Below are 26,014 nucleotides of genomic sequence, written 5' to 3' on the forward strand. Positions count from 1 at the left end.
CCTGCGGTTTTTAACCGATCTCGCCCACCCCCGCGTGCCGGGAGACCGAACGGTCCACCGACGTGGCCGGGTCGATCCCGGTGTGCAGGGCAGGCGTCCAGCCCGCGTCCGTACCGAGGTCGGGGTCGTGGGCGGCGTTGTAGACGGAGACGAGGTCGGCGGGGGCGACCCTGCCGCCGACGCGGAGCACGTTCCCCCTGGCGGTGAGGGCGGTGCCGCCCCAGTCGTAGAGGAGGTCCGCCGGGTCGACCGCCCGGCTCAGCCGGAAGAAGTTGTTCTCGGCGAAGATCTGCGACTGCACACCCACACCGAGGGCGTACTCGAAGGTCGAGGCGTCGGGGATCTCGTAGTAGTTGTTGTAGACGTGCACCTGGCCGAAGCGCACGCGCGGGAGCCGCTGGAGCACGTCGTCGAAGTGGTTGTGGTGGACGGTGACCTTCAGCTTGCCCGTGTCGTTCGCCGGGTTGTTGGTGGAGCCGATCAGCATCGTCTTGTCGTGGCCGGAGAACCGGTTCCAGGAGGCCGTGACGAGGTTGGCGGCGTTGGTGATGTCGAGCTGCCCGTCGTGCACCTGGTAGGGCCTGCCGAAGTACCGAGGCTGCCCGGAGTCCGGGTTGTCGCCGTCGGTGAAGGTGTTGTGGTCCACCCACACGTGCGTCGAGCCGGTCACCGAGATGTTGTCGTAGAGGGAGTTCCAGTTGCCCTCCGCGCCGTCGGTCGGGTCCCACTTCGGGAAGCAGTCGGCGGTGTCCTCGAAGAGGATGTTGCGGATGATGACGTTGTCGGCCTTGTCGACGTGCAGGTTGACGCCCCGGACACGCGCGTTCTCGCCGAGGCCGACGAGGGTGGTGTTCGAGCCGACCTTGAGCTTGATGGTGGCGGTCTGCCTGGCGGCCGAGGCGACCCGCGCCTCCTCCAGCGGGCCCGAGGGCACGGCCGCCCTGCCCCACACCGCCGGGTCGTACGCGGCGAGGTAGCCCTCCAGCGTGTAGCCGCCGGTCGCGTAGTCGGCGCAGGTCCTGTCGGTGTCGATCGTCCCCTTCACGTAGACGATCTTCGGCGAGGGGGCGGCGAGCGCGGCGGCCAGTTCGGCGCGGGTGGAGACGGTGTGCACGTTCGACGCGGGCGCGGCGGCGCCACCGGTGGTGCCGGTGCCCTCGGCGGCCCAGCCGTCGTTCGCGGGCAGGGTCTGGCGGCCGAGGTCCGGCCGCCCCGAGGTCTCCGACAAGGCGGCCGCGGGCGGGGCGGTGAGGACCGCCAGGGAGAGCAGGGTGGTGAGCGCGACGGCTCGTTTCACGGGGATTCCTCCGCTGGTCAGGTGGGAGGGAGAGGCTCCGTACGGCCCCCGAGAGCCTTCCGGGTGCTTTCTAGGTGTTTCCGGGTGTTTTCGGTTGGTGGAGACGGGCGGCGCCCAGGTCAGGGGTAGGCGCCGCCCGCCTCGCTGGAACGGCTCGGCCGCCGGTGCGACGCCCGCACCCCGGTCGGCCTGGCCGCGAACGTGTCCAGGAAGCCCCCGGGACCCCCTGGAACTTCGAACGTGTCCAGGAAGTCCTTGGGGCCCCCTGGAACTTCGTCGCCGTTGGGACCACGCGGATCACCGCTCCGCGCCGGGGCGGCGCCCGCTCCAGGGCACCCGCAGCTCCGAGTAGAGCGCGAGCCGTTCCGCGCTCGCCGCCGTCACCTCGGCGATCCTGGGCAGCACCCGGCGCTCGTCGCCGACCTCCTGGAACACGTCCGGGATGGCCAGGGGCTCGGGTGCCAGCCGTACCGCCTCCATGACGCGCATGAAACCGGCCGCCCTCTCCAGCGGTACGAGCAGGCCGGCGCCGTCGCGGATGTGCGCGACGAGGTTCTCCAGCAGGTCGGTCCTGGGGTGGACGACCGAGGTCCCGTCGAACTCGACCCGGTCCTCGGTGTAGGTGAGCCGGATCCGCCCTTTCTCGCCGTGCACGATCAGGTACGGCTCGTGCCGCCGGTCCGCGCACAGCGAGACCGCGACCGTCACCACCGTCCCGTCGTCCATCCGCACCCGTACGCACGAGGTGTCGTCCGCCTCGATCGCGTTGGCCCGGTAGAGCTCGACCTCGACGTTCTCCACCGTCGCGCCGGAGACGGCCAGCGCGGTCGCGGTGGCGTGCGCGAGCGGGTTGGTGAGGACGCCGTCCCCCACGGGAACACCGCCGACCTCGCGTTTCCCGGCCCACGGCACCCGGCCGTAGTAGGAGTAGGGGCGCTCCCACGCTCCCGCCGCGCCGATCCCGGTGACCCGGCCGATCACCCCCTCGGCGGCCATCCGCCGGATCGCGGGGATCGCCTCCGAGCCCAGGCTCTGGAATCCCACCTGGCAGGCGAGCCCTGTCTCCCCGGCCACCTCGGCGATCCGCAGGTAGTCCGCGTACGTGGCGGCGGGCGGCTTCTCCAGCAGCACGTGCGACCCGGCGCGCAGCGCCCGCTCCGCCAGGTCGGCGTGGGTGTGGATGGGCGTGCACAGGATCGTCACCTCGGCACCCGTACGCCCGACCAGCCCGGCCAGGTCTCCGGAGAACTCCGCTCCCTCCGGCAGGTCGTCGACCGGCCGCACGTCGCACACCCCGGCCAGCTCCACCAGCCCGGCCTCGGCCAGCCGCCGCACGTTCGACAGGTGCCACCAGCCGTGCCCGCGCGCCCCGGCGAGCACCACGCGAACCGGTTTCATCACGCCACCTCCCATCGCGGTCCCGGGCGCCGGTGGTCTCCGGCCCTCTCCATCGGCGCCGTCCGCCTGCCCGGTGGCCGGGCTCGCCGCGCGCTCACAAGGCGACCTGGACGGCGGCGTATCCGGGGACCCGCCGTGATGACTGCCATCTCCGGCAACTCCTTCCGAATCGGCGTCGCGGACTGCAACCGGTTGCAAGAAACATTGATGACATCTACGGTTAACGTCAAGGGCTCAATTTGGTAAAGCCCTCCCTATCTGCGGATTTTTCGGTATTTCTGATCGCCAGGACGGCGGGCTCGCCCCGGTACCGTTTCGCAGACCACCTGATTCCGGCGTTGACAGTCACGCAACCGCTTGCACTAATGTGCTTCAGGGCCCGGTGAAGGGCCACGGCGAAGGAGCACGGTGGCAGCGACGATCAGGGACGTGGCGCGGGCGTCGGGAGTGCACGTCTCGACGGTGTCCCGCACCTTCTCGGCGCCACACCTGGTGAACACCGAGACCCGCAACCGCGTGCTCGCCGCCGCCGAGGACCTCGGCTACCGTCCCAACCGGGCCGCGCGGGCCCTCACCACCGGCAGGACCCACAACATCGGCCTCATCGTCGCCGACATCTCCAACCCGTTCTTCCCGCCGCTGATCAAGGCCGCCCAGGCGCACGCCAGGGCCCGCGACTACCACGTGTTCGTGGCCGACACCGACGAGGATCCGCAGGTCGAGGAGGAGCTGATCCAGACGCTCGCCAAGCAGGTCGACGGGGTCCTGCTCTGCAGCCCCCGGCTGTCCAACCGGGTCATCGAGCGTCTCCACGCCGACGTGCCGTTCGTGGTGGTCAACCGGCGGGTGAAGGGCATGCCGACGATCCTGATGGACGTCGGCCAGGGCGCCCGCCTCGCGATCGAGCACCTGATCGGGCTCGGCCACCGCAGGATCGCCCTGCTCTCCGGGCCGACCGGCTCGTGGACCAGCGGCGAGATGCGCGCCGCCGCGACCGCGACGGACGGCGTCGAGCTGGTGATCCTCGGCCCGAACGCGCCCACCGAGCGGGGCGGCCTCGCCGTCGCCGCCGACGTGGTCGCCGCCGGGGCGACGGGCGTGCTCGCCTACAACGACCTGGTGGCCATCGGCCTCATCGAGGGCCTGTACGAGCGCGGCGTGCGCGTTCCCGACGAGGTCAGCGTGGTCGGCGTCGACGACATCGTCCCCGGGCGGCTGAACCGGCCCAAGCTGACCACCGTGGCCATGCCCACGGCCGCCGCCGGGCGGATGGCCGTGGACCTGCTGCTGCAGTCGTTCGACGACGGTGCCACCCCTACCCTGGCCACCCTGGACACCAGCCTGGTCGTCCGTGAATCCACCGGAGAGGCGCGACAATGACCTTCGGAACCACCCCGTCGGGCGAGCGGGTCGAGCGGCACGTGCTGTCGAACGGGCCGATGCGCGCCGCGGTCATCAGCTACGGGGCGATCCTGCAGTCGCTGGAGGTCTCCGGCGTCGACGTGGTCCTCGGCTACGACAACCTCGGCGACTACCTGACGCGCAGCCGCTACTTCGGCGCCGTGGTCGGCCGGTACGGCAACCGCATCGCGGGCGGGCGCTTCACCCTCGACGGCCGCGACCACGAGCTGCCGGTCAACAACGGCCCCAACAGCCTGCACGGCGGGACGCACGGCTTCGACACCCGGGTCTGGCGGATCACCGCCGCCTCCGGCACCGCCGTGACCCTGGAGCACGTGAGCCCGGACGGCGAGCAGGGCTACCCCGGCACGCTCACCGCCTCGGTCACCTACACGCTGACCGATGACGCGATCCGGATCGACTACCACGCGGTCACCGACGCGCCGACCGTGCTGAACCTCACCAACCACTCCTACTTCAACCTCGCCGGGGGCGGCGACGTCCTCAAGCACGTGGTCCGCATCGACGCCGACCACTACCTGCCGGTCGACGCCACGCAGATCCCGACCGGGGAGCTCGCCCCGGTCGCCGGGACCCCGTTCGACTTCACCTCTCCGTACGAGATCGGCGAGCGGATCGCCGACCCCCTGCTGGGCGGCGGCTACGACCACTGCTACGTCCTGCGCGGCGGCATCGAGGTCCGCGACCCGGCCGGAGGGCTCGCCATGGAGGTCACCACCACCGAGCCGGGCGTGCAGTTCTACACGGGCAACTTCCTGGACGGCGTCGCCACCGCGTACGGAAAGCACGCGGGCCTGTGCCTGGAGACCCAGCACTTCCCCGACTCGCCCAACCGGCCGGACTTCCCCTCGGTGGTCCTGCGCCCCGGCGAGCGGTTCGAATCCACCACCACCTACCGCTTCACCTGACGACCCCGATCCGGGTGGGCCTCTCGACGGGCCAGAAGTAGAAGGTCAGCGATGGGCGGCGCGGGTCGCCGCCCAGCGCGATCAGCCCCAGCCTGACCCCGGTCCCGTGAGCCGCCGTAGCCTCACGCAGGCGCAGCAGCGGGCCGAGGTCGTGCTCGTACGACCGCCGCAGGAAATCGAGCAGCTCCGCGAGCCCCGCCGGGTCGTCCCACCCCCACGCGGCGCAGAAGAAGAACACCTTCTGCCGCGTCGAGACCCCGTCGTGCGACAGCTGCAGGAAGAGCGACCGGTCGGCGGGGCTCGGCCGCGACGCGGTGGCGAAGAGGTCGTGCAGCCGGGCGGCGGGAAGCAGGTCCGGGTGCGTCCCCGCGCGCTCGCCGAAGGTCAGGCCCGATCCCGAGGGCAGCCACTTGTAGGTCTTCCACGCCGTGATCTCGCCGTCCGCCAGGTCGTACCCGATCACCTCGACGCCGCCGGGAAGCCCGCAGCCGTGCAGGCGTTCGGCCCGCCCGAGGATCTCCGTCAGGGAGGGAAGCCTGGTGGCGAGCTCGTCCGGGTGAAGCCAGCTTGTCCTGAAGTAGACCGTCCCGCGCTTCCGGCCCCCGGCCCCGTAGCCCAGACCGAGCATCAGCGGCGCCGGGAGGTCGGCGGGGGCACCGGCCAGATGCGTCCTGAACAGGCCATACATCCGGTCGGCTCGCTCCCCGGTGGAACATCCCGCGACGGACCGGGCACTCGCCAGGGACTCCTCCCAGTCGTCGGGGCGGTGCCCGACCAGGTCGACGACGCAGCGCAGGGACGGGACACCCCGTTCGTCGAGCTTCAGCGAGACCTCGACCGGCACGGTGGAGCCGGTGAGCAGGGAGCGCCGCCGGGGCTCCCCGCCGTCCCCGCCGTCCCCGGCGTCCCCGGCGATCCGCAACAGCGCGTCCGCGACGGCACCCGCGTCGTCCCGCACACCGAGCCGTACGGCGAGATCACCGAACGCGGCGGCGAGCCGCCCCGTCGGCGTGACGTCCGGCACGGGACCCGCCGGGCCGGGAACGGGAGCCACCGGGGCCGGAACGGAACTCGCCCCGTCCCGCGTGGAGGTGAGTGGGTCCTGTGGGGTGAGGACCGAATCCCGGGTGGAGGTGGGCGGGTGCTGCGGGGGGAGGGCCGGGTCCGGGACGGAGCTCGCGGGACCCCGCGGGGGGAGTGCCGGTTTCGCGGGGTGGGGGGGTCGCCTCCCTGTTACGGTTCTGCTGTTCGGAACGGTCAGGGCCTGACCGTCGCCCGCCCCGGCCGAGCCAGGCGATGAGCCGCTCCCGTGGGGAAACGGGGGAGTGGGGGCCACGGTTCTCTCCTCGGATCGGGTGGGACACGATGACGGCCGAGACAGCCGACGTGGTGGTCATCGGAGCCGGTGTCGCCGGGCTCGCCTGCGCGGGAGAGCTGTCCGCGCGAGGGTTCGGCGTCGTGGTGGTCGAGGCCAGGCCCGCGATCGGCGGCAGGGTCCGCACCCTCAGGACGGGCCAGGCGGGCCCGGTCGAGCTGGGTGCCCAGGTCGTTCATCCGGCCCGCTGCGACGCCTTCGACGACCTGCTCCGCGAGGCGCGGATCGTCACCGCGCCCATGGAGGCCGCCGTCGGGTTCACGGTCGTGTCCGGAGGCGCGCACCACGACACCGCCGCCCTCGCCGCGCGGGTGCGGCCCCTGCCGTGGACGGCCGAGGACGGGCTGTACGCGTCGCGACCGCTGTCCGGCACGGTCGGCCGCGCGCTCTCCGGCCTCGCCCCGCCCGCCCGCGAGCTGGCGCTCTCCTGGATGGAGCAGGTGGTGGGAGAGGATCCGGCACTGCTCGACCTGGCCGAGACCGCCGCCTCCTACCACGGCCGGGGACGGGGCGGGGAGCGCGTGGTCGTGGACGGCTTCGACCGCGTGGTCCACGCGCTGGCCGGAGGGCTGGAGATCCGTACGGGCTCCCCGGCCGAGCGGCTGCGCTGGGGCTCCGGCGGGGTGGAGGCCGCGACCGCCTCGACGGTGATCCGCGCGCGTACGGCCGTGGTCACCCCGCCCCCGCCGGTGGTCACCGCCGGAGACCTCGTCTTCGACCCGCCGTTGCCCCCGGGCAAGACCGGCGCGGCCGGGGTGCTCGCCTCCTGCGACGCCGTCGCGGTCGTGCTGGTCACCGCGGGGCCCGCTCCCCGCTCCCGGTCGTTCCTGCTGGCCGACCCTCCCGGCGGCCTCTGGACCTGCCGGGCCGGTTCGCGCGTCGCGACCGGTCACGTCAAGGGCCCCTCCGCGCGGCTGGTACGACGCCCGGGATGGGAGAACGACCTGATCAGGTCGCTCGGCTCCCACCTGGGGGCCGTGGACGACGTGCTCGTCATGGACTGGGGGCGCGACCCGTGGTCGCGCGGCGCCTACAGCGTCCCGGTGGCCGGTGCCGGAGCCGCCTCGTCCGCGTGGGCCGAACCGCTCGCCGGGACCGTCTTCTTCGCCGGGGAGGCGTCGGCGGGACCGGACCTGCGCGGCCTCGTCCAGGGGGCGCTGGCCAGCGGCAGGAGAGCCGCCGCCGAGGTGGCGCTCACCCTGTCCGGCGACCGTCCCCACGGCGGAGAGGGCGGCGACGCGCGCTCCCGGTGCGGTGCCGACAGACCGCGCGACGGACACGGCGCTCACGACCAGCGCACCGGCAGGGACGCGTAGCCGCGCGGCACGACGCCCGACCGGCGGACGGCGGGTTCGGCGCCCGGCCGAGGCTCGGCGCCGCACCCCCGGATCGCCGAGACCAGCAGCCGCGCGAGCAGCCTGACCAGGGGAGCGCCGAGGCAGGCATGCGGTCCCGCCCCGAAGGACAGGTGCGGGTTGACGCGGCGGCCCAGATCCAGCCGGTCGGGGTCGGCGAACCTCGCGCCGTCGCGGTTGGCCGCCCCGAGCAGCGGTACGACGCCGTCACCCCGGCGGATCGACCGGCCGCCGACGACGAGATCCTCCCGGGCGGTACGCGCGGTGAACTGGATGGGCGGGTCGATCCTCAGCAACTCCTCCACGGCACGCCTCTTCGGTGACCGGCCGGAGGGCTCTCCCCTCGGCGACGGGCCGGGGCACGCCAGGTCGTGCCAGCGGGCCGGTTCGGCGAGCAGGGCGGCGACGGCGTTGGTGATCATGTCGCCCAGGGGCTCGACACCGCCGACGACGAGGAGACCCGCCGTGGCCATCGCCTCGGCCGGGGCGAGCAGCCCCCCGGTGTGCCCCCGGGCCAGGACGGTGAACGCGTCCGGCCGGGGATCGTCGATCCTGGCGAACAGATGGTCGGCGAAACGGTCGCACATCGCCGACATCGCCTCCTCCCCGCGCGCCGGATCGCCGAACGGGTCGAGGTTGCCCGCCACGGCGTCGGCCCAGCCGCCGAAGTCGTCCAGGTCGTCGTCCGGCAGCCCCAGGAACCCGGCGATCACCCGGACGGCCAGCGGACGGGCGAACCCGGCGGCGAGATCGATCTCCCGGCCCGCGTCCGCCGCCTCGCGGACCCGCGACACCCACGCGGAGACCAGCGGGGCGAGCCCGCGCTCGTACTCACGAAGCGCCCGAGGCCGGAACGCGGGCGCCGTGGCCCGCCGGAGCCTCGTGTGGCCGGGCGGGTCGGTGTTCAGCATGGACACCGGCAGCGCCGCGTGTCCCCGCCGCAACCGCTGCCCCTGCCGCGCGGAGAGGCGGGCGTCACCGAGCACGGCCAGGCAGTCGCGGTGCCTGGTGAGAAACCACAGGCGGGCCCCCGGTACGAGATGCACCGGATCGTGCTCGCGCAGGGCGCGGTAGGCGGGATAGGGATCGGCGTGGATCTCCGGGGCACGAGGGTCGTACGAGGGCTGTGTCATCGGCGTCAATCAGCGTCACTCGGTGTTCGGCTCGGTGTCGAGCAGTGTTCAGGGCGGTGTTCGGCTCGATGTTCGGCTCGGTGTGGATCGGTGCCGGTTGGCGTCGGCGGGCGTCACTCGATGTCGCTTGGTGTCGCTCGATGTCAGGTCGACGCGCTCCGGCATCGTCCTGGGCGGTCCGGTCGTGCCAGGGACGGTCAGGGCCGTCAGGGGCGGTCCGGTGTCCTCGGGGACGATCGGGAACGGTCGGGTGCCGTCCGAGGTCGTCCTGGGTCGTCCGGGGGCGGTGCACATGGTCAGTGCATGGTCAGGCCGCCGTCGACCGTCAGGACCTGGCCGCTCATGAACTCCGAGTCGGAGGAGCAGAGGAACAGCATGCTGCCGACGAGGTCGCGGGGATGCTGGTGCCGCTTGACGGATTGGTACTGCAGGATCTCCTCCACGGCCTCCTGGCCCGCCGGAGTGAGCTGACGATCCGGGAGGTCGGGGACCACCGCCCCCGGTGCCAGCGCGTTCACCCGGACGCCGTGCTCGCCGTACTCGCGGGCGAGCGCCTTGGTCAGTCCGATCACCCCCGACTTGGCCGCGATGTAGTGGGCCATGTTGGACAGCCCCGACCACACCAGGTTCGTCGCCACGTTGACGATCGCGCCGTGCCCCTGCTTCCGCATCACCGGCAGCACCGCCCGGCAGCACAGGAAGACGCTGTCGAGGTTCAGGGTGACCACCCGCCGCCAGGCGTCGTGGTCGATGTCCTCGAACGCCACGTGCGGGTAGCTGCCCGCGTTGTTGACCAGCACGTCGACGGCCCCGAACCGCGACAGCACGGTGGAGGCCATCCCCGCGGTCTCGTCGGGCGAGGTCACGTCCACCCCGAGGGGGTGTGCCCGCTCCGCGCCCGCCCGCTCGTTGAGCCAGGCGGCGAAACCGGCCGCGCCCTGCCCGTCGATGTCGCACACGACGACCCGGGCGCCCTCCTGGACGAGGGCCGTGCAGTACCAGCGGCCGATGCCGTTGGCCCCGCCCGTCACGATGACGACGTTGTCGTCCAGCCTGCCCATCAGGTCCTCTCCCGGTCGTCGTCCGGCTGATAGAACATCAACCGGTTGCCGTCGATGTCGCTCGCCTCCAGGAACCGCGCGACGCCCGCGATGTCGCGCGCGCGAGCCCGCGGGGTCGTTCCTTCGCGGTCGAGCAGCTCGCGGACGTGCTCCAGGTCGTCCACCTGGAAGTCGAGCACCGCCCCGCCGCTCACCCCGGCGGTGGGGATCTCCGACAGGCCGATGCTCACCCCGGGCACCGGGGACGCCAGCTCGATCCAGCCGAACTCCGGGATCGTCGCCAGGACGCGGCAGCCGAGCACCCGTTCGTACCATCTCGCGGCGACCTCGGCGTTCGCCACGGTCAGCACGCACTGCAGCCTGCGGTCGTCCGCTCCGGCGGCGGACGGGGCCTGGGCGGCGGTCCGGGCGGCGGCGCTGCCCGCGGAGGCCGAGGTCGCCGTCGCCAGCAGGTCGCCGTCCAGCGGGAGCGCCCTGAGCGCGTCGATCAGCTCCTCCCGCCGCTCCGCCAGGAACCCGGCCACCGTGCCCGCCACGGCACCCGCCGCCGTGCCCGCCGTGCCCGTCGTGTCGGCGGTGCCCGCCGCCGTGACGTACGCCCTCCCGATGCTTTCCTCCGACGGCCCTCCGGACGGCTCCGCGAAGGGGGCCGTCGTCCCGCCGGTCGCGGGGAGACCCGAGCGCCAGGTCTCCCGTTCCTCCAGGTGGGGCCTGACCGCGTCGGTGAGGAGCTTGAGGATGTCGGCGGGGGTGAACGCGATGTTGACGGCGAGGGAGTGTCCCACCGCCTTCGCGCTGTGCCAGGTCCCGGCCGGCAGGCACAGGACGTCGCCGGGACCCAGCAGGACCTCGGCGAACGTCTCCTCGGCGATCTCCGGGCGTTCCCAGGGACGGACCGAGCTGGGGGCCCGCCCGATGTAGCGCACCGCGCCGTCCGGACCGGCGAAGGCGTTGCCCAGCGGGAACGGGACACCGGGCGCCCGGGACAGGCGCCAGCGCTTGTGCCCGTCCAGCTGCAGCGTCGTCACGACGTGGGCGTCGAAATGGGTGTTGAAGCCGTAGCCGTGCGGTGAGAGATAGCACTTGACGCCCGCGTCGCCGTGGTGCCCGAGCTCGCGCTTGAGCCGGGCGGCCAGCTCCGCGACCCTGGGGGCGGCCCGTTCGATGGGCTCCACGCAGATCGAGGCGCCGCGCCCGAGGTGTGCGGCCACGTCGGCGGCCTCCACCGCGACGTGCGCCCCGGCGGCGCCGCCGTCGCCCTCGTGGTCGCCGCTGGCGCGGATGAGCAGGCCGAGCTCGCGCTGGCGGCTCACCGCCTCGCGCAGGTCCGCCATGGTGAACAGCTCGCGGAACCGGTCGGCGGGCCCCCGGACATGCAGCGGCCTGCGCTGCCAGTACGCGGTGCGGAACACGTCGGGGTCGAGCGGGTGCACCAGCGAGGCCAGCGCGGAGGCGCCGCGCCGGGCGGGACCGGGAGCGGTGACGGTCAGCGGCCACGTGCCCGCCACCCCGGTCGCTTCGGCCGCTCCGGTCATTCCTCCTCCCGAGGGCCGAGGAGAAGGGTGTAGACGACCGACTCGTGCAGCCCGTCGAAGCCGAGCAGGTCGTCGAGCTCGCGGTCGAAGTAGCCGCCGACGGGCACCGCCGCCAGGCCGCGCCCGGAGGCGGCGAGCACCGCGCTGTGCACGGCGTGCCCCGCCTCGACGAGCACGAAACGGTAGCCGCGCTCGCCGTACTTGAAGACGGAGCGCTCGAACACCGCCGACACCAGCACCACGGCCGGTGCCCCGGCGACGAGCTCGGACTGGACGAAGCAGCTCCCGGCCTCGAACTCGCCCAGCTCGTGCAGCTCGTGCGCCGTCGGATCGTAGTGGTAGAGCCCCTTGACCAGGCCGGACACGTCGCGCGCCCAGAGGTAAAGCTCCAGGGGATACAGGGCGCCGCCCGAGGGGACGGCACGGAAGGGGCGCGGGTAGCGGCCGTCGGCGTTGGATCTCGTCACGCCGTACGCGCACCGCAGGACCTTCGACACGTCGGGCAGTTCCACCGGCCCCGGGCCGAACCCCCGGGCGGACTCGCGGCCGATCAGCGCCTCGTCGAGGTCGATCCTCGACGGCGGCAGCTCGTACGGCAGCGCGATCCGGGGGCGGTCGCGGTACGGCTTCGTCTCGCGCAGCCCGGTCATCACCGCGACGACCGTGCTGTCGGCGGGGTGCCTGTCGAAGTACAGGTGGGGGGTGGCCCGGCTCGTCTTGGAGTTCTCGTGAAAGCTCTCCCAGACCGCCTCCTCGCTCTCCTCCAGCAGGAACGCGTCGACCGGATGCATGGTGGCCCTTCCTCGTCGGGGATCTTCCGCGTCAGGGAAGCGTCAGGGAAACGGGTGGGGATGCGGGTTGTCCTCGCCGGGGGACCAGCCGGGCAGCGCGGTCAGGCGCCACCCGCCCGTCGCCCGGTTGGAGTGGCCCATGTGCAGCGGGTGCAGGCCGGGAACGACCACGCGTACGACCGACAGCCCGAGCTCCGCGACGTCCGGCGTCGTGAGGTCGCAGGCGATCACGTCCTCGCCGGTCGCCGCCACCCCCGCGACGAGCGCGCGGAGGGACAGGTCGCGGTCGCCGGACAGGTCGAGATCGGTCTCCCGGGAGGACTCCCAGGAGAAGCGGGCGTACTCCTTGGACTCCTGCGGGCAGTAGTAGCGCAGGTGGGCCCGCTGCCCGTCGACGGCGGGGTGGCCGGACTCCACGTCGACGGGGACGGGCGGCAGGTAGTCCATCACCTGGACGGAGAACTTCCGCGTGTGCGCCAGCTCCTCCAGGCTCTTGCGGCAGGCGACCTCGGCGTCCGGGTGGGAGGCCGCGGCGAAGGCGAGGGCGGGTGACGTCCGGGTGAAGCCCTCCGCGATCGTCATGACGGACGGGCAGCCGACGTCGGTGCCGATGTCGACGACGTGCACCGCCAGCCCGACGTCCTCGAAGCGCCGCACCAGGTCGGTGAGGGAGTCGGGCAGGCTGTCGAGCCTGATCCGGGGACGGCTCAGCCGCCCCTGCCACATGAGCGTGAACGCGTCGCGCTCGACGACCTCGCACAGGGCCGACACGGTGGCCTCCCGCAGGGAGGATCCGCAGGCCAGCCCGGTGGAGATGGGCTGGGCGATCGGCGTCTCCGCCCGGTAGTGGTAGGGGACGTGGACGAAGGCCGCGGGCAGCAGGATCTCCTCCCCGGTGACCAGGGAGCGCCCGCGCGTCCAGGCCACCCGGGTGGCCGAGGTGAATGGCCGCCAGGGGAAGCCCGGCACGGCGTACTGCTCGGGCCGGTAGAGGGCGTAGGTGCCCGGAGGGGTGGCGGGACTGTCGAGGTCGTCGTAGGCGGCGACCAGAAGGTCGTCGTAGGAGAAGCAGGCCGAGCAGTAACGTTCGACCGCCTCGCCGACCGCCTTGGCCAGGGCCCTGCGCCGGTCGGTCGCGGCGCCGCCGTTGTTGCCGAAGTTCTTCAGGAAGCCCATCGCCTCGGTGGAACAGGCTTCGGACAGGTAGTGGACGAAGCGCGGCTCGTCGTCGTCGATCCGCAGCTCGGTGATCTCGCGGACGATGCCCGTGCGGGGATCCACGAGATCCGTCCAGGCGTCGAGCAGATCCATCGGCCTCCTTTTCCGGTGGTGTCCTCTCCGGTGGCGTCACCGTGGACCCGCGGCGGGCCCGGGTCCGTCACGGGTCACTCGGAGAGCTGGGAACCGTGAGTGATCACGGGTGCGCCCTGCCTGGCGGTCCCGCCGCAGTCGGGGCAGCGCGGCACCCGCAGCACCCGGCGCACGGCCGAGCGGAACGGCACCAGGCTGACCTCGATGACCCGGCCGCAGGCGGTCACCGGCAGCCCGGTGAGGTGCTTGACCGCCTCGGTGGCCGCGATCTCCCCGGCCACCGAGGGGATCGACGGCAGGAACCCGACGCCGGACGAGCGCTGGGCGCGCAGCATCGCGTGGGCCTCGCGCCACACGTCGTCCGAGTCGGTCCTGAGCAGGTAGCAGCGCAGGCAGGCGGTGTCGAAGGGATGGGTGAGCGGGCCGACCCGGATGACGAGGTCGTCGATCCAGACGGGCAGCAGGACGACGCGCGCGTCGAGCGCGCGCCGCGCCACGTCGACGAGGGCGGGATCGGCCGGGCCGTCGGCCGCGGCGCACCAGAGATCCCAGCCGTCCTCACCGGCCACCGGTGCGGGCCGTGCCTCGACCCGGCCCACACCGCACGCCGTCAGCGACCGGGCGAGCGCGTCGGCGACCCGGCCGGTGCCGGCCACGAGCACCGACGACTTCGCGACCTCACCGGGCCCGTCCGGGGACAGCCGCGCCATGCTCGCCCAGAACCGGGCCGTGGGGTCGTCTCCCGCGTCCTCGCCGAGCAGCCCCCGCGCCCGCAGGGTGACGGCCACCTCGCGGGCGTCCTCCCGCTCGCGCGGGGGAAAGGCGTCGACGAGCTCGTCCAGCGAACGTGACCCGTCCGCGAGCTCGGTGATCCGGGTGAGCAGGGCGCCGATTCCCGGGGCGGCCAGCCGCACCTCCGTCAGCCCACGTTTCGCGACGGCCTCGTCGGGGCCCAGGTGGGCAACCTGGAGCTCCCGGGCGTTCAGCGGCTCCTGTGTCGCCAAGGCGCTAGGAGGCCGTGGAGGTCATGTCGGCCGCCGCGCAGGAACAGCAGGGCGTGCAGCAGCAGCACGAGACGTCGACGCTGCTCACCGTGGCCCTGCGGCTGACGAGGTCGCCGCCGACGGAACGCTTGAACTCGAAGAACACGCCCTCCAGGTCCTGCAGGTCGTCGATGCTCAGGGACGCGACGCGGCTGTTGTCGGTCGGGATGCCGCTGAACTCCGCGGCGAGGTCGTTGAGGTCGTGGATCGTCAGGTCGCGGATCCTGGGCAGCTGCTCCAGCCGCTCGGGGGTCGCCAGGCCCAGATCGGCGACGGTCCGCGTCTGCTCCTTCTTCCTGAGGTTGTCCGCGCGCTGCAGGTCGTCCGGATCTCGCGCGGGCACGCCGGACAGATCCTTGAAGGGATTGTTCTCGGTCATTCGAGTCACCTCTTTCGGTTGGGCGCCGTGCCTGTACCATAAACTTTTGAGGCTTAACAAGCAATGGTGAATAATTATTCAGGAATATATTTTTCATGGTGAGGTAACCGTGGTTTCGGGCCCATCGAAAGGAGGGGGAATTGTCGGCATCCTTGGGATGGACGCAGCTGGCGTTCGGTGCCGATCTCGGCGATGACGTCACCGTTCTCGACCTCGCGGGACGCTCGCTGATCGCCGTACGGAGCGGGGATGACGTGGGAGTTTATGACGCGACATGTCCGCACAGAGGTGCTCATCTCGGATATGGCGGAAAGGTCGATGGAAATGCGATTGTTTGCCCTTTTCATGGCCATCGAGTGCAATTAGGGGGTGAGAGTTCCGGTCGTTTCCGGATCGACCGCCATCGTTCGACGCTCCGGGCCGGAGGTCTTTTCGTGCTGCTCGACCCGTCGTTCGACACCGGGCTCGATGATTTCCTGGTGAAATTACAGGAAAGCCACCGAATCGTGGCCGGATTCTCGTTACCCGTGAAGGTCCCGGCCGAATACGTCATCGAGAACGTCTTCGACGCCGACCATTTCGCCCCCGTCCACGGGCTCGACAGGCGTCCCCGGCTGAGCGTCCGCCCGGCGGAGGGCGGGGTGCTGTGCGTCGAGGGAGACCTCGACATGGCGCGTCCCAACCGCTGGCAGGCGGGAGAGCCCGGGGGCGACCCGGTCCAGGCCCGCTTCCGCGCCCTGGTGTTCAGCCCGAACCTGGTGGCCACGGAGCTGGGTCCACCGGACGAGCCCAACGTCGTCATCACCGCGGCCACCCCGGCGGGTGACGGGGCCTGCGTGGTCAGGGTGACGGTCGCGGTGCCCGTCCGCAGGGCCTCGGGCTCCCCGACCGTCCGCGAGGTCGCCTCGCTCGTCAGCGGCAGCCGCACGGCGTTCGAGCAGGACACCCCGATCTGGGAGCACCTCGACACCACGGTCGTCCCCCGGTACACCGAGGGGGACGAGCTCGTGCGCGCCTACCGTTCGTACTGCCAGCGGTTCGGGGGCACGCGATGAGCATCGCGGGCGAGGAAGACGGTGACTGGGACGGCCTGGCCGTCACCGCGAGCGGCGCGGGGACCGGGGTGCTGTGGCTGCACGGCTACACGATGAGCGCCGCCATCTGGCCGCCGCTCTGGAAGCACCTGCCCGGCAGGCGGCACGTGGCCGTCGACCTCCCCTGGCACGGGCGCTCCAGGCCGCCGCGCGACGGCGAGGATCGCGCCGCGCTGGCCGACCTGCTGGTGGCCCGCGCCCTGGAGGCGGGCGTACGGCATGTCGTGGCCCTGTCCTTCGGCACCGTGGTGGCCCTGGAGATGGCGCTGCGCCACCCGCGAGCGTTCGCCTCCTGGACGCTCGCCGCCCCGTCCTACGCGGGCGGCCCGCGGGAGCGGGCGATCGAGCGCCACTATCTCGACCTGTTCCTTCTGCACCGTGGCGCCGGTTCGAGGGCGCGGACGGCCGCGCTGTGGATGTCGTGCGACCTGATCTTCGGCGGGATCGCGGCGCGGCCCGGGGCGCGCTCCGCGCTCGCCGGCGTCATCGGCGGGCACGCCTGGGACGAGCTCGACGGCCCCGGACTCCGTCCCCTCCTGGAGCCCCGGCAGCCGGTGGCCCGCCTGTCCGCGCTGGCCGCCCCCCTCCTCGCGCTGGTGGGCGACCGCGAGATCCCGGCGCACCGCGCCTGCGCGGAGACGATCGCGGCGGCGGCCCCCCGGGGCCTCCTGCGGATCCTTCCGGGTACGGGGCACCTCGCCCTGCTGGAGGAGCCGGGAGCCGCCCTGGAGATCGTCGGCGCGCACCTCGCCGACGCCGACGCCGAGTATGGCGACTCACCTCGCCCGGGGTGAGTCAGCCGTTGACCCATCTGACCAGCCGGTTGAGCACCCGCATGCCGTCGTGCGGGCGCCCGGCGTATCCGTGCTCGGCCGCGCCGAGCGGGACGACGTTGTCCACCCCGCACGCGGCGACGGCGTCCCGCAGCGCGAGCCGGGTCTCCTCCGGGGCGATCCCGACCGTCGAGACGGCCGGTCCCAGCAGGGGCAGCGCCCGCCGCAGGTCGTCGACCGCGCGGACCAGGACGAGCCGGGAGCCGGGATGCCGCGCGAGGTCGAAGGCGCCGTCGATCCGTACGACCGCCGACGACACCTCGGGCCACTCCCCGTTGACGTACCAGCGCCCGGTGCCGAGCAGGCCCCTGCGCAGCCGGGTGAGGCGCTCTCGCGCGTGCCGCGAGGGCCGGTGCGGGAGCGCGACGTCCCACTCGGCCAGCACCCCGGCGAGCGCGCGGGCGTACGCGTCGGCCGTGGCGGCGTCGCACTCCACGACGTGGAGCAGCGAGGACGTGCAGGCGGCCTGGTTGGCGATCAGCGAGTCGACCGCGGCGCGGCGGGCCGCGGCCTCCGGGTCCGACCTGACCAGGGCGGCCCCGATCATGCTCAGCGAGAACCTCGGGCCCATCACCAGGGTGTCGGTGGTCCCGCCCCGGGCCGTCACGCTGCCGACGGCCTCGGCGGAGCCCCAGACGACCCGCCGGTCGAAGGCCCCGTCGGCGAACAGCGTCGACTCCACCCGCCGGTCGCCGCCCCGCCAGTACGCGAGCGTCGTGTGCCTGGCCAGCGGGTGGCCGGGGTCGGTGTCGCGCAGCGCCGTACCCAGCGCGACGACGAGCGCGGCGGCCTCGGCGGCGGGCTTGATCACACCGGCCCCCTTGGTCGCCCACGCCCACAGCAGGGAGACCACCGGGACCACGGGGGCGTTCCCCGCGGTCAGGTGGAGCTGCCGGGTGGGGAGCGCGCGCAGCGCGGGCGGCGCCTCGCGGGCGTGGTCCGCGAAGCGCGAGGTCATGCCCCGTACGGGCGTCTCCCCGACCTCGCGCCAGCCGTCGAGCGGGCCCGCGCCGAGGTCACGTTCGATCATGCGGCCGACGGCGTCGCCGTCGAAGAGCGCCGGGAGCTGGGCGAGGAAGGCGCGGTGCGCGCGATCGCCGACCAGCGAGGTCGCCGCCAGCAGCGCTCCCGCCTCGGCGGCCTCGGGGGAGCCCGCCAGCAGCGCCTCCCCGATCGCGTCCACGAAGGAGAGCACCTCGGGTACGGGGGTGCGCGCGAGCTCCAGCAGCGCCTCGGCCGGGTCGGGTTCGAGCAGGGAGGACGGGTCGGGGGCGGGCAGGACGAGCACCTGTGTCTCGCCGGTGAGCGCGAGCGAGTCACGGTCCACCACCGGCCGCCCGATCAGGTAGCAGCCGTCGGCGTGGTGCGATCCCCGCTCGGCGACCGCCAGGCGGACGTCACCCACCCGGGGCCAGGGGGGCATGACGACCTTCCCCCGGACCACGGCCGGGAGCCGGACGATCTGCGTACCGGCGATCGTGCGGGCGTCGAGCGTCACGGAACCACTCCCGCCGTTTCCTCCGTGGCGGCGCACCCGCGCTCACCGGCCCCGGCGGCGCGGACGATCGGAGCCACCAGGTACGGTCCCGCCAGACCGCATCCGCAGGGATCGCGGCGGAGCCGGACGGCGTCCCCCGTGACGACGAACCCCGGGTAGGACAGCGCGAACGGATCCAGCACGGCGAGCCCGCCCTCCACGTCGTCGCCGTGGACGGGGGTCAGGAGCCCGTCCACGACGACCGGCTCGACACAGGGAGGGACGTGGTAGCGGTCGTTGACGCAGCTCGGGAAGACCGTGTTCAGCTCCGAGGTGGAGTAGGTGTCGACGTACCGTTCGCGCGGCACGCCGAGGCGCTCGGTCACCCGTTCCACCAGCTCCTCCCGGGGGATCGCGGTACGGCCCTTCCAGCCGCCTCCGGTGACGACCTGGCTGCCGGGGGGCAACCGGATCCGCCGCGCCGCCGACGAGAGGTGGTCGAGGAGGCCGGAGAGCTCCGGGGGCGTCCCGAATATGAGGACGGGCCGTTCGGCGCCCCTCAGGAACTCGGCCGCGGCCTCGTGTCCGGTCTCCTCACCGGTGCCGGGGATGGCCTCACGGTCGCGGACGGTACGTTCGCCGGGGCGGGGTGGCGTCTCGTCGGCGAGGGAGCGCAGGTCGAACGGGACGGCCCGCAGCCGGTGGACGCGGACGGCTCCCTCGGCCAGGCCGGTCGCCCCCGACTGGATTCCCAGGCCCAGCCCGGGGGTGACGAGCTGGAGGAAGTCGTAGCCGCCGGTCGCCGGGGTCCAGGGCAGGCGCACGCCGGAGGCGGCGCGCAGGGCGGCCAGGGTCAGGCGGTCGCGGGGGACGAGGGACGGCTGCCCGCCGGTGCCGCTGGAGAACGTGACGTACACCCCGTGCCGTTTCAGGACGGCCCGCCACTCGTTGACGTCGGCGGCGTGGAGGTCGGGGCCGGTGAGCCGTTCGACGAAGACGGATCCCAGCCAGCACGACAGTTCGGACAGTCCGGACGGTCCTCCCCGCAGCCAGGCCGGGTCGTACCCCTTGAAGAGCTCGTCGGTGACCAGGAACCGGTCGCGGATGTCGGCGAGGGTGACCGCCCCGGAGGACGGCACGCCGATCAGCGCCGCGTACGCGGGGATGGCGGCGGCGTAGCGATGGTGGTTGCCGACGAGGGCGGTCTCCCTGAGCCGGGCCGCCAGGGTCTCGTCGATCGTGGCTCCCGAGGACCAGAGCCTGGTGCAGACGAGCAGGGCCTGCACGGGGGAAACGGCCGTCAGCCGTGAATTCGGACCGGGCACGGTCCGATCGTCGCCCGTATTGGGTGGCCTGACCACCCCGCGAGCCGAGAATACCGGTGCGATTATCAACCGGTGGAGCCGGTGGTCCGGTTTTTTATATGAAATATCGTGAAATTGTTTTCGGTAACGACGGTCGGCGGGTCGCGATGCGCCGGAGTCGTGAGCGTCGGCTCGCTGATCTGCGGGTATCTCGTGCGTCCTGTGGGGCGAGCGCTTCCGGGACCGCTGGGACTTGATCCGTCCTTGGGGGTTGTCGGTCGGCCGGTAAGTTTTCACGTTAAAAGACGATTTATCTGGACTTAGTGATATCGATACCGTGTTGCGTATCCCGGAATTCGTTTGGATATCGGGTAACCGGCCGAGTGGTCGTTTCTACGTACCCCGGGGGCGGCTCCCCGGGGTACGCGACGCCGAGGGTGTCTAAGCCTTGGCCATGGAGTTCTCGCCGGTGAGGGCCGCGACGGCTCCCAGGCCGAGATAGACGACGCCGCTGGTGACGTCCAGGCGGCGCCGGGCGCGGGCGGAGCGGCGCAGGCGGCCCGCCATGGCCGAGGCGAGCAGGGCGAAGACGCCGTCGCTGGCCATGCCGAGCACCGTCCAGATCAGGCCGAGCAGCACGATCTGCGGGGCGATCGGCCCGGCCTCCGGATCGGCGAACTGCGGCAGGAAGGCGAGGAAGAAGATCGCGGTCTTCGGGTTGAGCACGTTGACCACGAAGCCCTCCCAGAACATCCGGGACCTGGTCGCCATCCGGGGCTCGAAGGACTCCTCCCCGTTCGAGCGGGTCATGAGCTTGCGCACGCCCAGCCAGATCAGGTAGGCGGCACCGAGATACTTCACGATCATGAACCCGGTCGACGAGGCCGCGAGCAGGGCGCTGATGCCCAGGGCGGCGGCGGCCACGTGGACCAGCGAGCCGAGGTGGATGCCGAGCACCGAGATCAGCCCGGCGGACCGGCCCTGGGCGACGCTGCGGGTCACGATGTAGAGCACGGCGGGGCCCGGTACGACGAGCAGGGCGAGGGTCGCGGCGGCGAAGAGTGCGAGTGTAGGCAGATCCGGCATATCCGGATCGTAGGGTTACCGGTTCCCCGGGCGCCTCACGTTTTCACCGCCGGACGGTCCCCACCCGCCGCCGGACGCCCCCCACGCCGCAGGACGACCCCCCGCTGCCGGACGCCCCCCGCTGCCGGACGGCCCCCCACTGCCAGGTGGACCTCGCCCGCTTCGGGCATCCCGTACGGAGCGGGTGTCACGGGTACGTCACCGAGGTCAGGGCGCTCAGCAGGGCGGTGGTGGCCGGGGGGTCGGGGGGCTCACCGTAGGTGGCGGCGTAGACGTGGCGGGTCGAGCAGGGGAGCTCAGTCGCGTTGATCTTCGGGTGCCGGTGGGCGTGCAGGGCGAGCCCCGGCAGGGCGCTCACCCCGATCCCGGCCGCGACCAGGGCCTGGACGGCGACGATGTCGTCGGTGGTGAAGGCGATCTCCGGCTCGAAGCCCGCCCTGGCGCACAGTTCCAGCAGGTGGCTGCGGCACCGGTCGCAGCCCCCGATCCACCGGGAGTCGCGGTAGGAGGTCAGGTCGCCGACCGGGCCGGAGGTGACCAGGTAGCTGGGGTCGTCCATCAGGTGGAGCAGCCGGATCCCGTCGGCCTCGGGGGCGGTGTCGTCGTAGCGGAAGATGACCGCCACGTCCACGTAGCCCGCCTTGAGCATGCGCAGCGCGTCGGGAGGCTCGGTCTCGGTCAGCCGCAGCTCCAGACCGGGATGCCCCTCGGCGAGGGTGGCGGCGGCCTCGGGCACGAACGTCCCCAGTGCGGAGGGGAAGGCGGCCAGCCTGACCCGCCCGGCGCGCAGGCCCACGTGCGCCGACAGCTCGGCGGACGCGGAGTCGAGGCGGCCGATGATCTCGGTGGCCCGTTCGGCGAGCAGGCGGCCCGCCTCGGTCAGCCGGATGCCCCGGCCGACCCGCTGGATCAGTTTGGCGCCGGTCTCGGCCTCAAGCTTCGCGAGGTGGTGGCTCACCGAGGGCTGGGAGTAGTGGAGTTCCTTGGCCGCCGCGGTCACCGAGCCGTGCCGGGACACCGAGGCGAGGACGCGGAGCCGCACGATATCGAGCATGTATTAACTTTATCTATGAATAAGCGGGAAGATAGGCATTAGACGTTATGGATCTCCCCGGCGCATGCTTGGGACATGACAACCTTGACGCTCACCCGCCCGGGACTGGCCGAGCTGGTCGCGGGAGTTCGTGAACTCGCCGACCCGTCCGCCGACCCTCGGACGACGGCCTTCGCCGTCGCCGGGCTGCTGCGTGAACGGCTGCCGTCCCCCGAGATCCTCACCGAGCAGGAGCGCCTCGGCGACCCCGACCACTACGTCGGCCACACCCTCCACACCGAGGAGGGCTTCTCGATCATGGCCGTGGTCTGGCGGCCCGGCCAGAAGACCGTGATCCACGACCACATCGCGTGGTGCGTGTTCGGCGTGCTGCGGGGTGTCGAGTACGAGACCCTCTACCGCGACCACGGCGACCACCTGACCGAGATCGGCAGGACAGCCAACCGGACCGGTGAGGTGAGCGGGTTCGCCCCGCCCGGTGACATCCACCGCGTCCACAACACGGGCGACGAGACGGCCATCTCGCTGCACATCTACGGGGCCGACCTCGGCACCGCCGCCCCCACCAGCGTCCGCCGCGTCTACGACCTGCCCGTCCGCTGAACGATCTACTTCTCGACCTCGGGCTTCCCGTCTGACCTGAGGCTCTCCCTGATGGCCTCCAGGCGGGCGGCCCCCTCGACGTCGATGGCGGCGCGCTCCACCTCGATCATGCGGGCCTCGACGGAGCCGGAGGTCAGCTCCGCCTCGCCCAGGGCGCGGGCGTAGCGCTTCTCGATCTTGTCGCGGACCTCGTCCATGGTGGGCGTCTCGTCGGCGGGGGTGAGGCCGGACAGGTCGCCCATCGCCCTGTTGAGCTCCTCCTGCACCTTGGCCTGGTCGAGCTGGGAAAGCAGGCGCATCCGCTCGGCGATCTTCTTCTGCAGCGCCATCGCGTTGGTCTCGACGGCGGCCCGCGCCTGGGCCGAGGCCTGCGCGGCCCGCTCGTGCGCCAGCCGCGACTCCCGCTGCGCGCTCTCGGCCGCCACCAGGCGCGAGGCGAAGGCGCGGGCCGAGTCCTCGTACGACAGGGCCTTGCGCTCGTCGCCCGCGGCCCGGGTCCGCTCGGCCAGCAGAAGGGCCTGGCGGGCGTTGGCCTGGAGCCTCTCGGTCTCCTCCATGGAACGGGCGAGCCTCATCTCCAGCTCGCGCTCGTTGCCGATCACCGCCGCGGCCTGCCGGCTCAGCCGCCGGTGCCGCTCCTTGGCCTCCTGGAGGGCCTGCTCGATCTGGACCCGGGGGTCGGACAGCTCGTCCAGCCGCCCGGAGAGGGCGAAGACCAGATAGCGCCAGGCCCGACGGATGACCTTGAACATGAGGACTCCTTATCGATCCAGCGCGTCGCGCGTGATCTGCTCGGTCTCGTGGAGACCCTGGCGGACTCCTTCGAGGGTGTCGGCGAGTTCGTCCAGCACCCGGATCGGCTCCAGCGGGCCGTTCGCCGACACCGCCGACAGCTCCACCAGCCGGGCGAGGAGCCCCTCGATGCCGATGGCGCTCGACTCCATCCGGGCGAGCACCCGCTGCCGGGTCGCGGAGAGCCGCTCGACCACGGCCCGCTGGGAGGCCAGCGAGGCGAGGGCGCGGTCGATGTCCTGGGTCAGGCCCTGCCCAGCCTCCTCACGGGCCCGTGCCAGCCTGGCCTGCTCGTGCCCGAGCCTGTCGAGGTCGAACCTGGCCAGCGCGGCGCCGGTGAGCGAGGCCTGCCCGGCCAGCCGCTCCAGCGTGGCCGTCGAGTCGTCGATCCGGGGCCGCATCAGCGTGATCCGCTCGGCCAGCGGGCCGGGCTCCAACGAGGCGCTCAGCTCGCCGAAGCCGTACGCGGCGGATCCGGCCCGTACGAGCCAGTACTCCTCCGGGCTGCCGGGGGCGACGGCGGGCCCGGTGTGACGCCCGCGATCCTGCAGGGCCGCGATGCCCGCCTTGGACAGCCAGACGACCGTGCCCACGCACACGGCGGCGGCCGGGTGCACGCTGACGGCCCACGCGGCGCCGCCGGCGGTCGCGCCCAGCAGCAGGCCCCACGGGTCCCTGAGTTCGTCGGCGAGACGTGCCATCAGAAGTTGGATACCACCGCGGTGAACACCTGGTCGATACTTCCGGACTCGCGAGAGTCGTACGCGGCGGCGGCGGTCGCCTCGGAGATCTGCCTCAGCACGCCGAGGTCGGCGTCCTGGCCGTAGGCGATCGTGAACATCCGCACCGTCTCCTGGCCCGCCTCGGTACGCAGGTCGGGCAGCAGGTTCTCCAGGGAGAGGCTGTCGGGGTCCTCGTTCTTGCCGTCGGTCAGGAAGACCACCGCGTTGATCGCGTCCCCGTTCCGCAGCTCGCGGACCTGCTCGTGGGCGGCGAGCGCGGTGTCGTACAGGCCGGTGCCGCCGTCGGGGGTGAGGCCGCCGAGCCTGGCGCGCAGCCTCTCGCGCTGGGCGCCGTCGACGGTGGCCAGCGGGGCCAGCTCCAGGTGGTCCTTCGCGCCGTCGCGTTTGGTGGAGAACATCCACAGCCCGACCCTGTCGTGCGGGCCGAACTGGGGCAGCGCGTTGATCGCGGCCTGCTTGGCCAGGTCGAGCTTGCTCTTGCCCGTGCCGGGCACGGAGGCGCCCATCGAGCCCGAGACGTCGATGACCATGAGGACGTTCGCGGGTTTGCGCAGGTCGGCCCAGCCGGTGAGTATTTTGTCGAGCACGTTCGGCGCGGGCGGGCTCAGCGTCGTCCTCGGCTCGGCGGGCAGCAGCCCGTTCGCCTGGGTGATCAGCTTGCCCGCCTTGCCGTCGTACGAGCGGAAGGCGAACTCGGCGAACCTGGCCTGCTGCTCGGGGGCCTGGAGGTGCGCCAGGAAGTCGGCCGCCACCGCCCGCTTCGCGTCGTCGACCCACGGGGCCGTCAGCACCGCGTACGGGTTGTCGGAGAGGAGCGTGCCCTCCTTGGGATAGATCGCCGCCAGCGGCACCTTGGGCCTGGCGTGCTTGCCCAGCGTCGCGGGGTCACCGGTCGGGTTGCCCTGGTTGTAGTCCCAGACCGACTTCTCCTCCACGGCCACCGCGGAGATGTAGCTCAGGCCCGCGCCCGCGTCGTCGGCCCGCTGGAGGTTCGACAGGAACGTCAGCGTCGTGTCGCCGTAGTGCACGATCGAACGCTCCACCCCCCGTACGAAGTCCCTGACCTTCGCGTCGGCCACGTTCTTCTCCGACAGGTCGCCGGACAGGCCGGTCGCCGCGAAGTAGGCGCCGACGGTGGCGTTCAGGCCGCTGGTGGAGAAGTTGGGGTTGGTCTTGCCGAGTTTGAAACTCCCCCACTCGGGGTGGCCGTACTTCGCCCACGACCCGGCCGACACGGCGAGCACGTCGGACCAGCCGAGCTTCTTGCCCGGCCAGCCCAGCGCCTCGGCCATCGGCAGGGGCATCGCGACGACCAGCGGCGTCTTGGCGATCGACGGGTTGTCGGCGGCGACCAGGGAGGCGGAGTCGTTTCCCGAGGCGCGCTGCTGGAGCAGGGTGATCCAGCCACTGCTGGCGGGCGACCACACGTCGGGGCGGGGGCCGTCCTGGCGTTCGTCCCAGCCCCTGGCCAGCGCCTGCATCGCGCCGCCGCTCGCCTTGGTCTCGACGACGACGTCGGCGCAGCGCCCGCCCACCTGCCTGCCGTTGTAGCCGGAGGCGATCGTCCGCAGCAGCTCGGCCTTCTCCGACGAGGCGGCGACGGTCAGGGTGACACCGTCCTCGCAGGACCTGGGCTGCTCCGAGGCGCCGCGCGCCTCTCCCGTTCCTCCGGGTTCGTTCGCGCCGACGAGGATCCGCAGGGCGACGATCAGGGCTCCGGCGAGAATGATCGCGACGATGAACGGGGCGAAGTTCCTCCGCCGTCGCTGTGGTTGCTGGTACAACCCTGCCTCCCGGGGAGATGTCTGTACCTATCCGACGAACGAAACGCCCCCAGAGTTCGCCATGACCGGAGTTGTTCGCGGGCGCCGGAAACCGACGGGTTCACACGGGATCCCGGGCCGTCGGCGATGACCCCGGAAATCCTTCCGCCGTTCTTCGCCGTGAGCCCGGAGCATGCGTTCTTCGCCGTGAGCCAGGAGCATGCGTTCTTCGCCGTGAGCCAGGAACATGCCGGGGC

The 26,014-nt window shown here is 72.4% G+C and carries 23 protein-coding genes and 1 pseudogene; 7 read left to right on the forward strand and 17 right to left on the reverse strand.

Features of this window, described 5'->3' with window-relative positions; all coding sequences use genetic code 11:
* Window positions 1–10: 10 nt before the first annotated feature.
* Window positions 11–1,297, reverse strand: coding sequence for a pectate lyase family protein (locus ACW9TB_RS18730; RefSeq protein ID WP_472749283.1), 1,287 nt, complete (start codon window positions 1,295–1,297; stop codon window positions 11–13).
* A 297-nt stretch (window positions 1,298–1,594) separates the two neighbouring features.
* Entirely contained in the window at window positions 1,595–2,695 is a 1,101-nt protein-coding gene (locus tag ACW9TB_RS18735; RefSeq protein ID WP_472749284.1) for a Gfo/Idh/MocA family protein, read from the reverse strand.
* A gap of 408 nt (window positions 2,696–3,103) precedes the next feature.
* On the opposite strand from ACW9TB_RS18735, the gene ACW9TB_RS18740 reads away from it, so the two are divergent.
* Both ACW9TB_RS18740 and ACW9TB_RS18745 read left to right on the forward strand, forming a co-directional pair.
* A complete protein-coding gene (locus tag ACW9TB_RS18740; protein WP_472749285.1) occupies window positions 3,104–4,075 on the forward strand; it encodes a LacI family DNA-binding transcriptional regulator in 972 nt (323 codons plus the stop codon).
* Window positions 4,072–5,025, forward strand: coding sequence for an aldose epimerase family protein (locus ACW9TB_RS18745; RefSeq protein WP_472749286.1), 954 nt, complete (start codon window positions 4,072–4,074; stop codon window positions 5,023–5,025). The genes ACW9TB_RS18740 and ACW9TB_RS18745 overlap by 4 nt, the downstream gene beginning before the upstream one ends.
* Here the strand turns inward: ACW9TB_RS18745 and ACW9TB_RS18750 are convergent.
* Entirely contained in the window at window positions 5,018–6,079 is a 1,062-nt protein-coding gene (locus ACW9TB_RS18750) for a hypothetical protein (protein WP_472749287.1), read from the reverse strand. The two genes, ACW9TB_RS18745 and ACW9TB_RS18750, sit on opposite strands and share 8 nt — an antisense overlap.
* Before the next feature lie 311 nt (window positions 6,080–6,390).
* On the opposite strand from ACW9TB_RS18750, the gene ACW9TB_RS18755 reads away from it, so the two are divergent.
* A complete protein-coding gene (locus ACW9TB_RS18755; RefSeq protein WP_472749288.1) occupies window positions 6,391–7,716 on the forward strand; it encodes a flavin monoamine oxidase family protein in 1,326 nt (441 codons plus the stop codon).
* On the opposite strand, the gene ACW9TB_RS18760 is transcribed toward ACW9TB_RS18755, so the two are convergent.
* From ACW9TB_RS18760 to ACW9TB_RS18790, 7 genes are all read right to left on the reverse strand, one after another.
* Window positions 7,686–8,888, reverse strand: coding sequence for a cytochrome P450 (locus tag ACW9TB_RS18760; protein ID WP_472749289.1), 1,203 nt, complete (start codon window positions 8,886–8,888; stop codon window positions 7,686–7,688). The two genes, ACW9TB_RS18755 and ACW9TB_RS18760, sit on opposite strands and share 31 nt — an antisense overlap.
* 296 nt (window positions 8,889–9,184) lie before the next feature.
* Window positions 9,185–9,949, reverse strand: a complete 765-nt coding sequence (locus tag ACW9TB_RS18765; RefSeq protein ID WP_472749290.1) for an SDR family NAD(P)-dependent oxidoreductase — start codon at window positions 9,947–9,949, stop codon at window positions 9,185–9,187.
* Window positions 9,949–11,484 carry a JmjC domain-containing protein gene (locus ACW9TB_RS18770; protein ID WP_472749291.1) on the reverse strand — a complete coding sequence of 512 codons (1,536 nt, stop codon included), beginning with the start codon at window positions 11,482–11,484 and terminating at the stop codon, window positions 9,949–9,951. The genes ACW9TB_RS18765 and ACW9TB_RS18770 overlap by 1 nt, the downstream gene beginning before the upstream one ends.
* A complete protein-coding gene (locus tag ACW9TB_RS18775; protein WP_472749292.1) occupies window positions 11,481–12,275 on the reverse strand; it encodes a SagB family peptide dehydrogenase in 795 nt (264 codons plus the stop codon). The genes ACW9TB_RS18770 and ACW9TB_RS18775 overlap by 4 nt, the downstream gene beginning before the upstream one ends.
* Window positions 12,276–12,317: 42 nt before the next feature.
* The gene (locus ACW9TB_RS18780; protein ID WP_472749293.1) at window positions 12,318–13,586 is read right to left on the reverse strand and encodes a YcaO-like family protein; all 1,269 of its coding nucleotides are present in this window, start codon (window positions 13,584–13,586) and stop codon (window positions 12,318–12,320) included.
* 74 nt (window positions 13,587–13,660) lie between these two features.
* Entirely contained in the window at window positions 13,661–14,590 is a 930-nt protein-coding gene (locus ACW9TB_RS18785; RefSeq protein ID WP_472749294.1) for a TOMM precursor leader peptide-binding protein, read from the reverse strand.
* A 4-nt stretch (window positions 14,591–14,594) separates the two neighbouring features.
* Window positions 14,595–15,008 (reverse strand): hypothetical protein, encoded by a 414-nt coding sequence (locus ACW9TB_RS18790; RefSeq protein WP_472749295.1) that lies wholly within the window; start codon window positions 15,006–15,008, stop codon window positions 14,595–14,597.
* A 152-nt stretch (window positions 15,009–15,160) separates the two neighbouring features.
* Between ACW9TB_RS18790 and ACW9TB_RS18795 the strand changes: the two are divergent.
* The 3 genes and pseudogenes from ACW9TB_RS18795 to ACW9TB_RS18805 all read left to right on the forward strand — a co-directional run.
* Window positions 15,161–15,367: pseudogene (locus ACW9TB_RS18795) on the forward strand (Rieske 2Fe-2S domain-containing protein); the annotation flags it as partial.
* A 120-nt stretch (window positions 15,368–15,487) separates the two neighbouring features.
* A complete protein-coding gene (locus tag ACW9TB_RS18800; protein ID WP_472749310.1) occupies window positions 15,488–16,063 on the forward strand; it encodes a hypothetical protein in 576 nt (191 codons plus the stop codon).
* Window positions 16,060–16,896 carry an alpha/beta hydrolase gene (locus ACW9TB_RS18805; RefSeq protein ID WP_472749296.1) on the forward strand — a complete coding sequence of 279 codons (837 nt, stop codon included), beginning with the start codon at window positions 16,060–16,062 and terminating at the stop codon, window positions 16,894–16,896. The genes ACW9TB_RS18800 and ACW9TB_RS18805 overlap by 4 nt, the downstream gene beginning before the upstream one ends.
* A 1-nt stretch (window position 16,897) precedes the next feature.
* Here ACW9TB_RS18805 and ACW9TB_RS18810 read toward each other — a convergent pair whose 3' ends face one another.
* From ACW9TB_RS18810 to ACW9TB_RS18825, 4 genes are all read right to left on the reverse strand, one after another.
* Window positions 16,898–18,433, reverse strand: coding sequence for an acyl-CoA reductase (locus ACW9TB_RS18810; RefSeq protein WP_472749297.1), 1,536 nt, complete (start codon window positions 18,431–18,433; stop codon window positions 16,898–16,900).
* On the reverse strand, window positions 18,430–19,737 hold the full coding sequence (locus ACW9TB_RS18815) for a LuxE/PaaK family acyltransferase (protein WP_472749298.1): 1,308 nt from the start codon (window positions 19,735–19,737) through the stop codon (window positions 18,430–18,432). Before ACW9TB_RS18815 ends, ACW9TB_RS18810 begins: the two co-directional genes overlap by 4 nt.
* Before the next feature lie 420 nt (window positions 19,738–20,157).
* Window positions 20,158–20,802, reverse strand: coding sequence for a LysE family translocator (locus ACW9TB_RS18820; RefSeq protein WP_472749299.1), 645 nt, complete (start codon window positions 20,800–20,802; stop codon window positions 20,158–20,160).
* A gap of 187 nt (window positions 20,803–20,989) precedes the next feature.
* A complete protein-coding gene (locus ACW9TB_RS18825) occupies window positions 20,990–21,856 on the reverse strand; it encodes a LysR family transcriptional regulator (protein ID WP_472749300.1) in 867 nt (288 codons plus the stop codon).
* Window positions 21,857–21,931: 75 nt separating this feature from the next.
* Here ACW9TB_RS18825 and ACW9TB_RS18830 point away from each other — a divergent pair, with 75 nt between their 5' ends.
* Window positions 21,932–22,459 carry a cysteine dioxygenase family protein gene (locus tag ACW9TB_RS18830; protein WP_472749301.1) on the forward strand — a complete coding sequence of 176 codons (528 nt, stop codon included), beginning with the start codon at window positions 21,932–21,934 and terminating at the stop codon, window positions 22,457–22,459.
* A 5-nt stretch (window positions 22,460–22,464) separates the two neighbouring features.
* Here the strand turns inward: ACW9TB_RS18830 and ACW9TB_RS18835 are convergent, their stop codons facing one another.
* From ACW9TB_RS18835 to ACW9TB_RS18845, 3 genes are read right to left on the reverse strand one after another with little or no spacing between them, the layout of a single operon-like run.
* A complete protein-coding gene (locus tag ACW9TB_RS18835; protein WP_472749302.1) occupies window positions 22,465–23,211 on the reverse strand; it encodes a PspA/IM30 family protein in 747 nt (248 codons plus the stop codon).
* 9 nt (window positions 23,212–23,220) lie between these two features.
* The gene (locus ACW9TB_RS18840) at window positions 23,221–23,952 is read right to left on the reverse strand and encodes a hypothetical protein (RefSeq protein WP_472749303.1); all 732 of its coding nucleotides are present in this window, start codon (window positions 23,950–23,952) and stop codon (window positions 23,221–23,223) included.
* Entirely contained in the window at window positions 23,952–25,778 is a 1,827-nt protein-coding gene (locus tag ACW9TB_RS18845; RefSeq protein WP_472749304.1) for a substrate-binding and VWA domain-containing protein, read from the reverse strand. Before ACW9TB_RS18845 ends, ACW9TB_RS18840 begins: the two co-directional genes overlap by 1 nt.
* Window positions 25,779–26,014: the final 236 nt, after the last annotated feature.

This window comes from Streptosporangium sp. H13245 (genome assembly GCF_055690525.1).

Coding starts and splice junctions, on each gene's coding strand:
- ACW9TB_RS18735 (WP_472749284.1), bottom strand. CDS start 2,695: ATGAAACCGGTTCGCGTGGTGCTCGCCGGGGCGCGCGGGCACGGCTGG.
- ACW9TB_RS18745 (WP_472749286.1), top strand. CDS start 4,072: ATGACCTTCGGAACCACCCCGTCGGGCGAGCGGGTCGAGCGGCACGTG.
- ACW9TB_RS18755 (WP_472749288.1), top strand. CDS start 6,391: ATGACGGCCGAGACAGCCGACGTGGTGGTCATCGGAGCCGGTGTCGCC.
- ACW9TB_RS18760 (WP_472749289.1), bottom strand. CDS start 8,888: ATGACACAGCCCTCGTACGACCCTCGTGCCCCGGAGATCCACGCCGAT.
- ACW9TB_RS18765 (WP_472749290.1), bottom strand. CDS start 9,949: ATGGGCAGGCTGGACGACAACGTCGTCATCGTGACGGGCGGGGCCAAC.
- ACW9TB_RS18770 (WP_472749291.1), bottom strand. CDS start 11,484: ATGACCGGAGCGGCCGAAGCGACCGGGGTGGCGGGCACGTGGCCGCTG.
- ACW9TB_RS18775 (WP_472749292.1), bottom strand. CDS start 12,275: ATGCATCCGGTCGACGCGTTCCTGCTGGAGGAGAGCGAGGAGGCGGTC.
- ACW9TB_RS18780 (WP_472749293.1), bottom strand. CDS start 13,586: ATGGATCTGCTCGACGCCTGGACGGATCTCGTGGATCCCCGCACGGGC.
- ACW9TB_RS18790 (WP_472749295.1), bottom strand. CDS start 15,008: ATGACCGAGAACAATCCCTTCAAGGATCTGTCCGGCGTGCCCGCGCGA.
- ACW9TB_RS18805 (WP_472749296.1), top strand. CDS start 16,060: ATGAGCATCGCGGGCGAGGAAGACGGTGACTGGGACGGCCTGGCCGTC.
- ACW9TB_RS18820 (WP_472749299.1), bottom strand. CDS start 20,802: ATGCCGGATCTGCCTACACTCGCACTCTTCGCCGCCGCGACCCTCGCC.
- ACW9TB_RS18825 (WP_472749300.1), bottom strand. CDS start 21,856: ATGCTCGATATCGTGCGGCTCCGCGTCCTCGCCTCGGTGTCCCGGCAC.
- ACW9TB_RS18830 (WP_472749301.1), top strand. CDS start 21,932: ATGACAACCTTGACGCTCACCCGCCCGGGACTGGCCGAGCTGGTCGCG.
- ACW9TB_RS18835 (WP_472749302.1), bottom strand. CDS start 23,211: ATGTTCAAGGTCATCCGTCGGGCCTGGCGCTATCTGGTCTTCGCCCTC.
- ACW9TB_RS18840 (WP_472749303.1), bottom strand. CDS start 23,952: ATGGCACGTCTCGCCGACGAACTCAGGGACCCGTGGGGCCTGCTGCTG.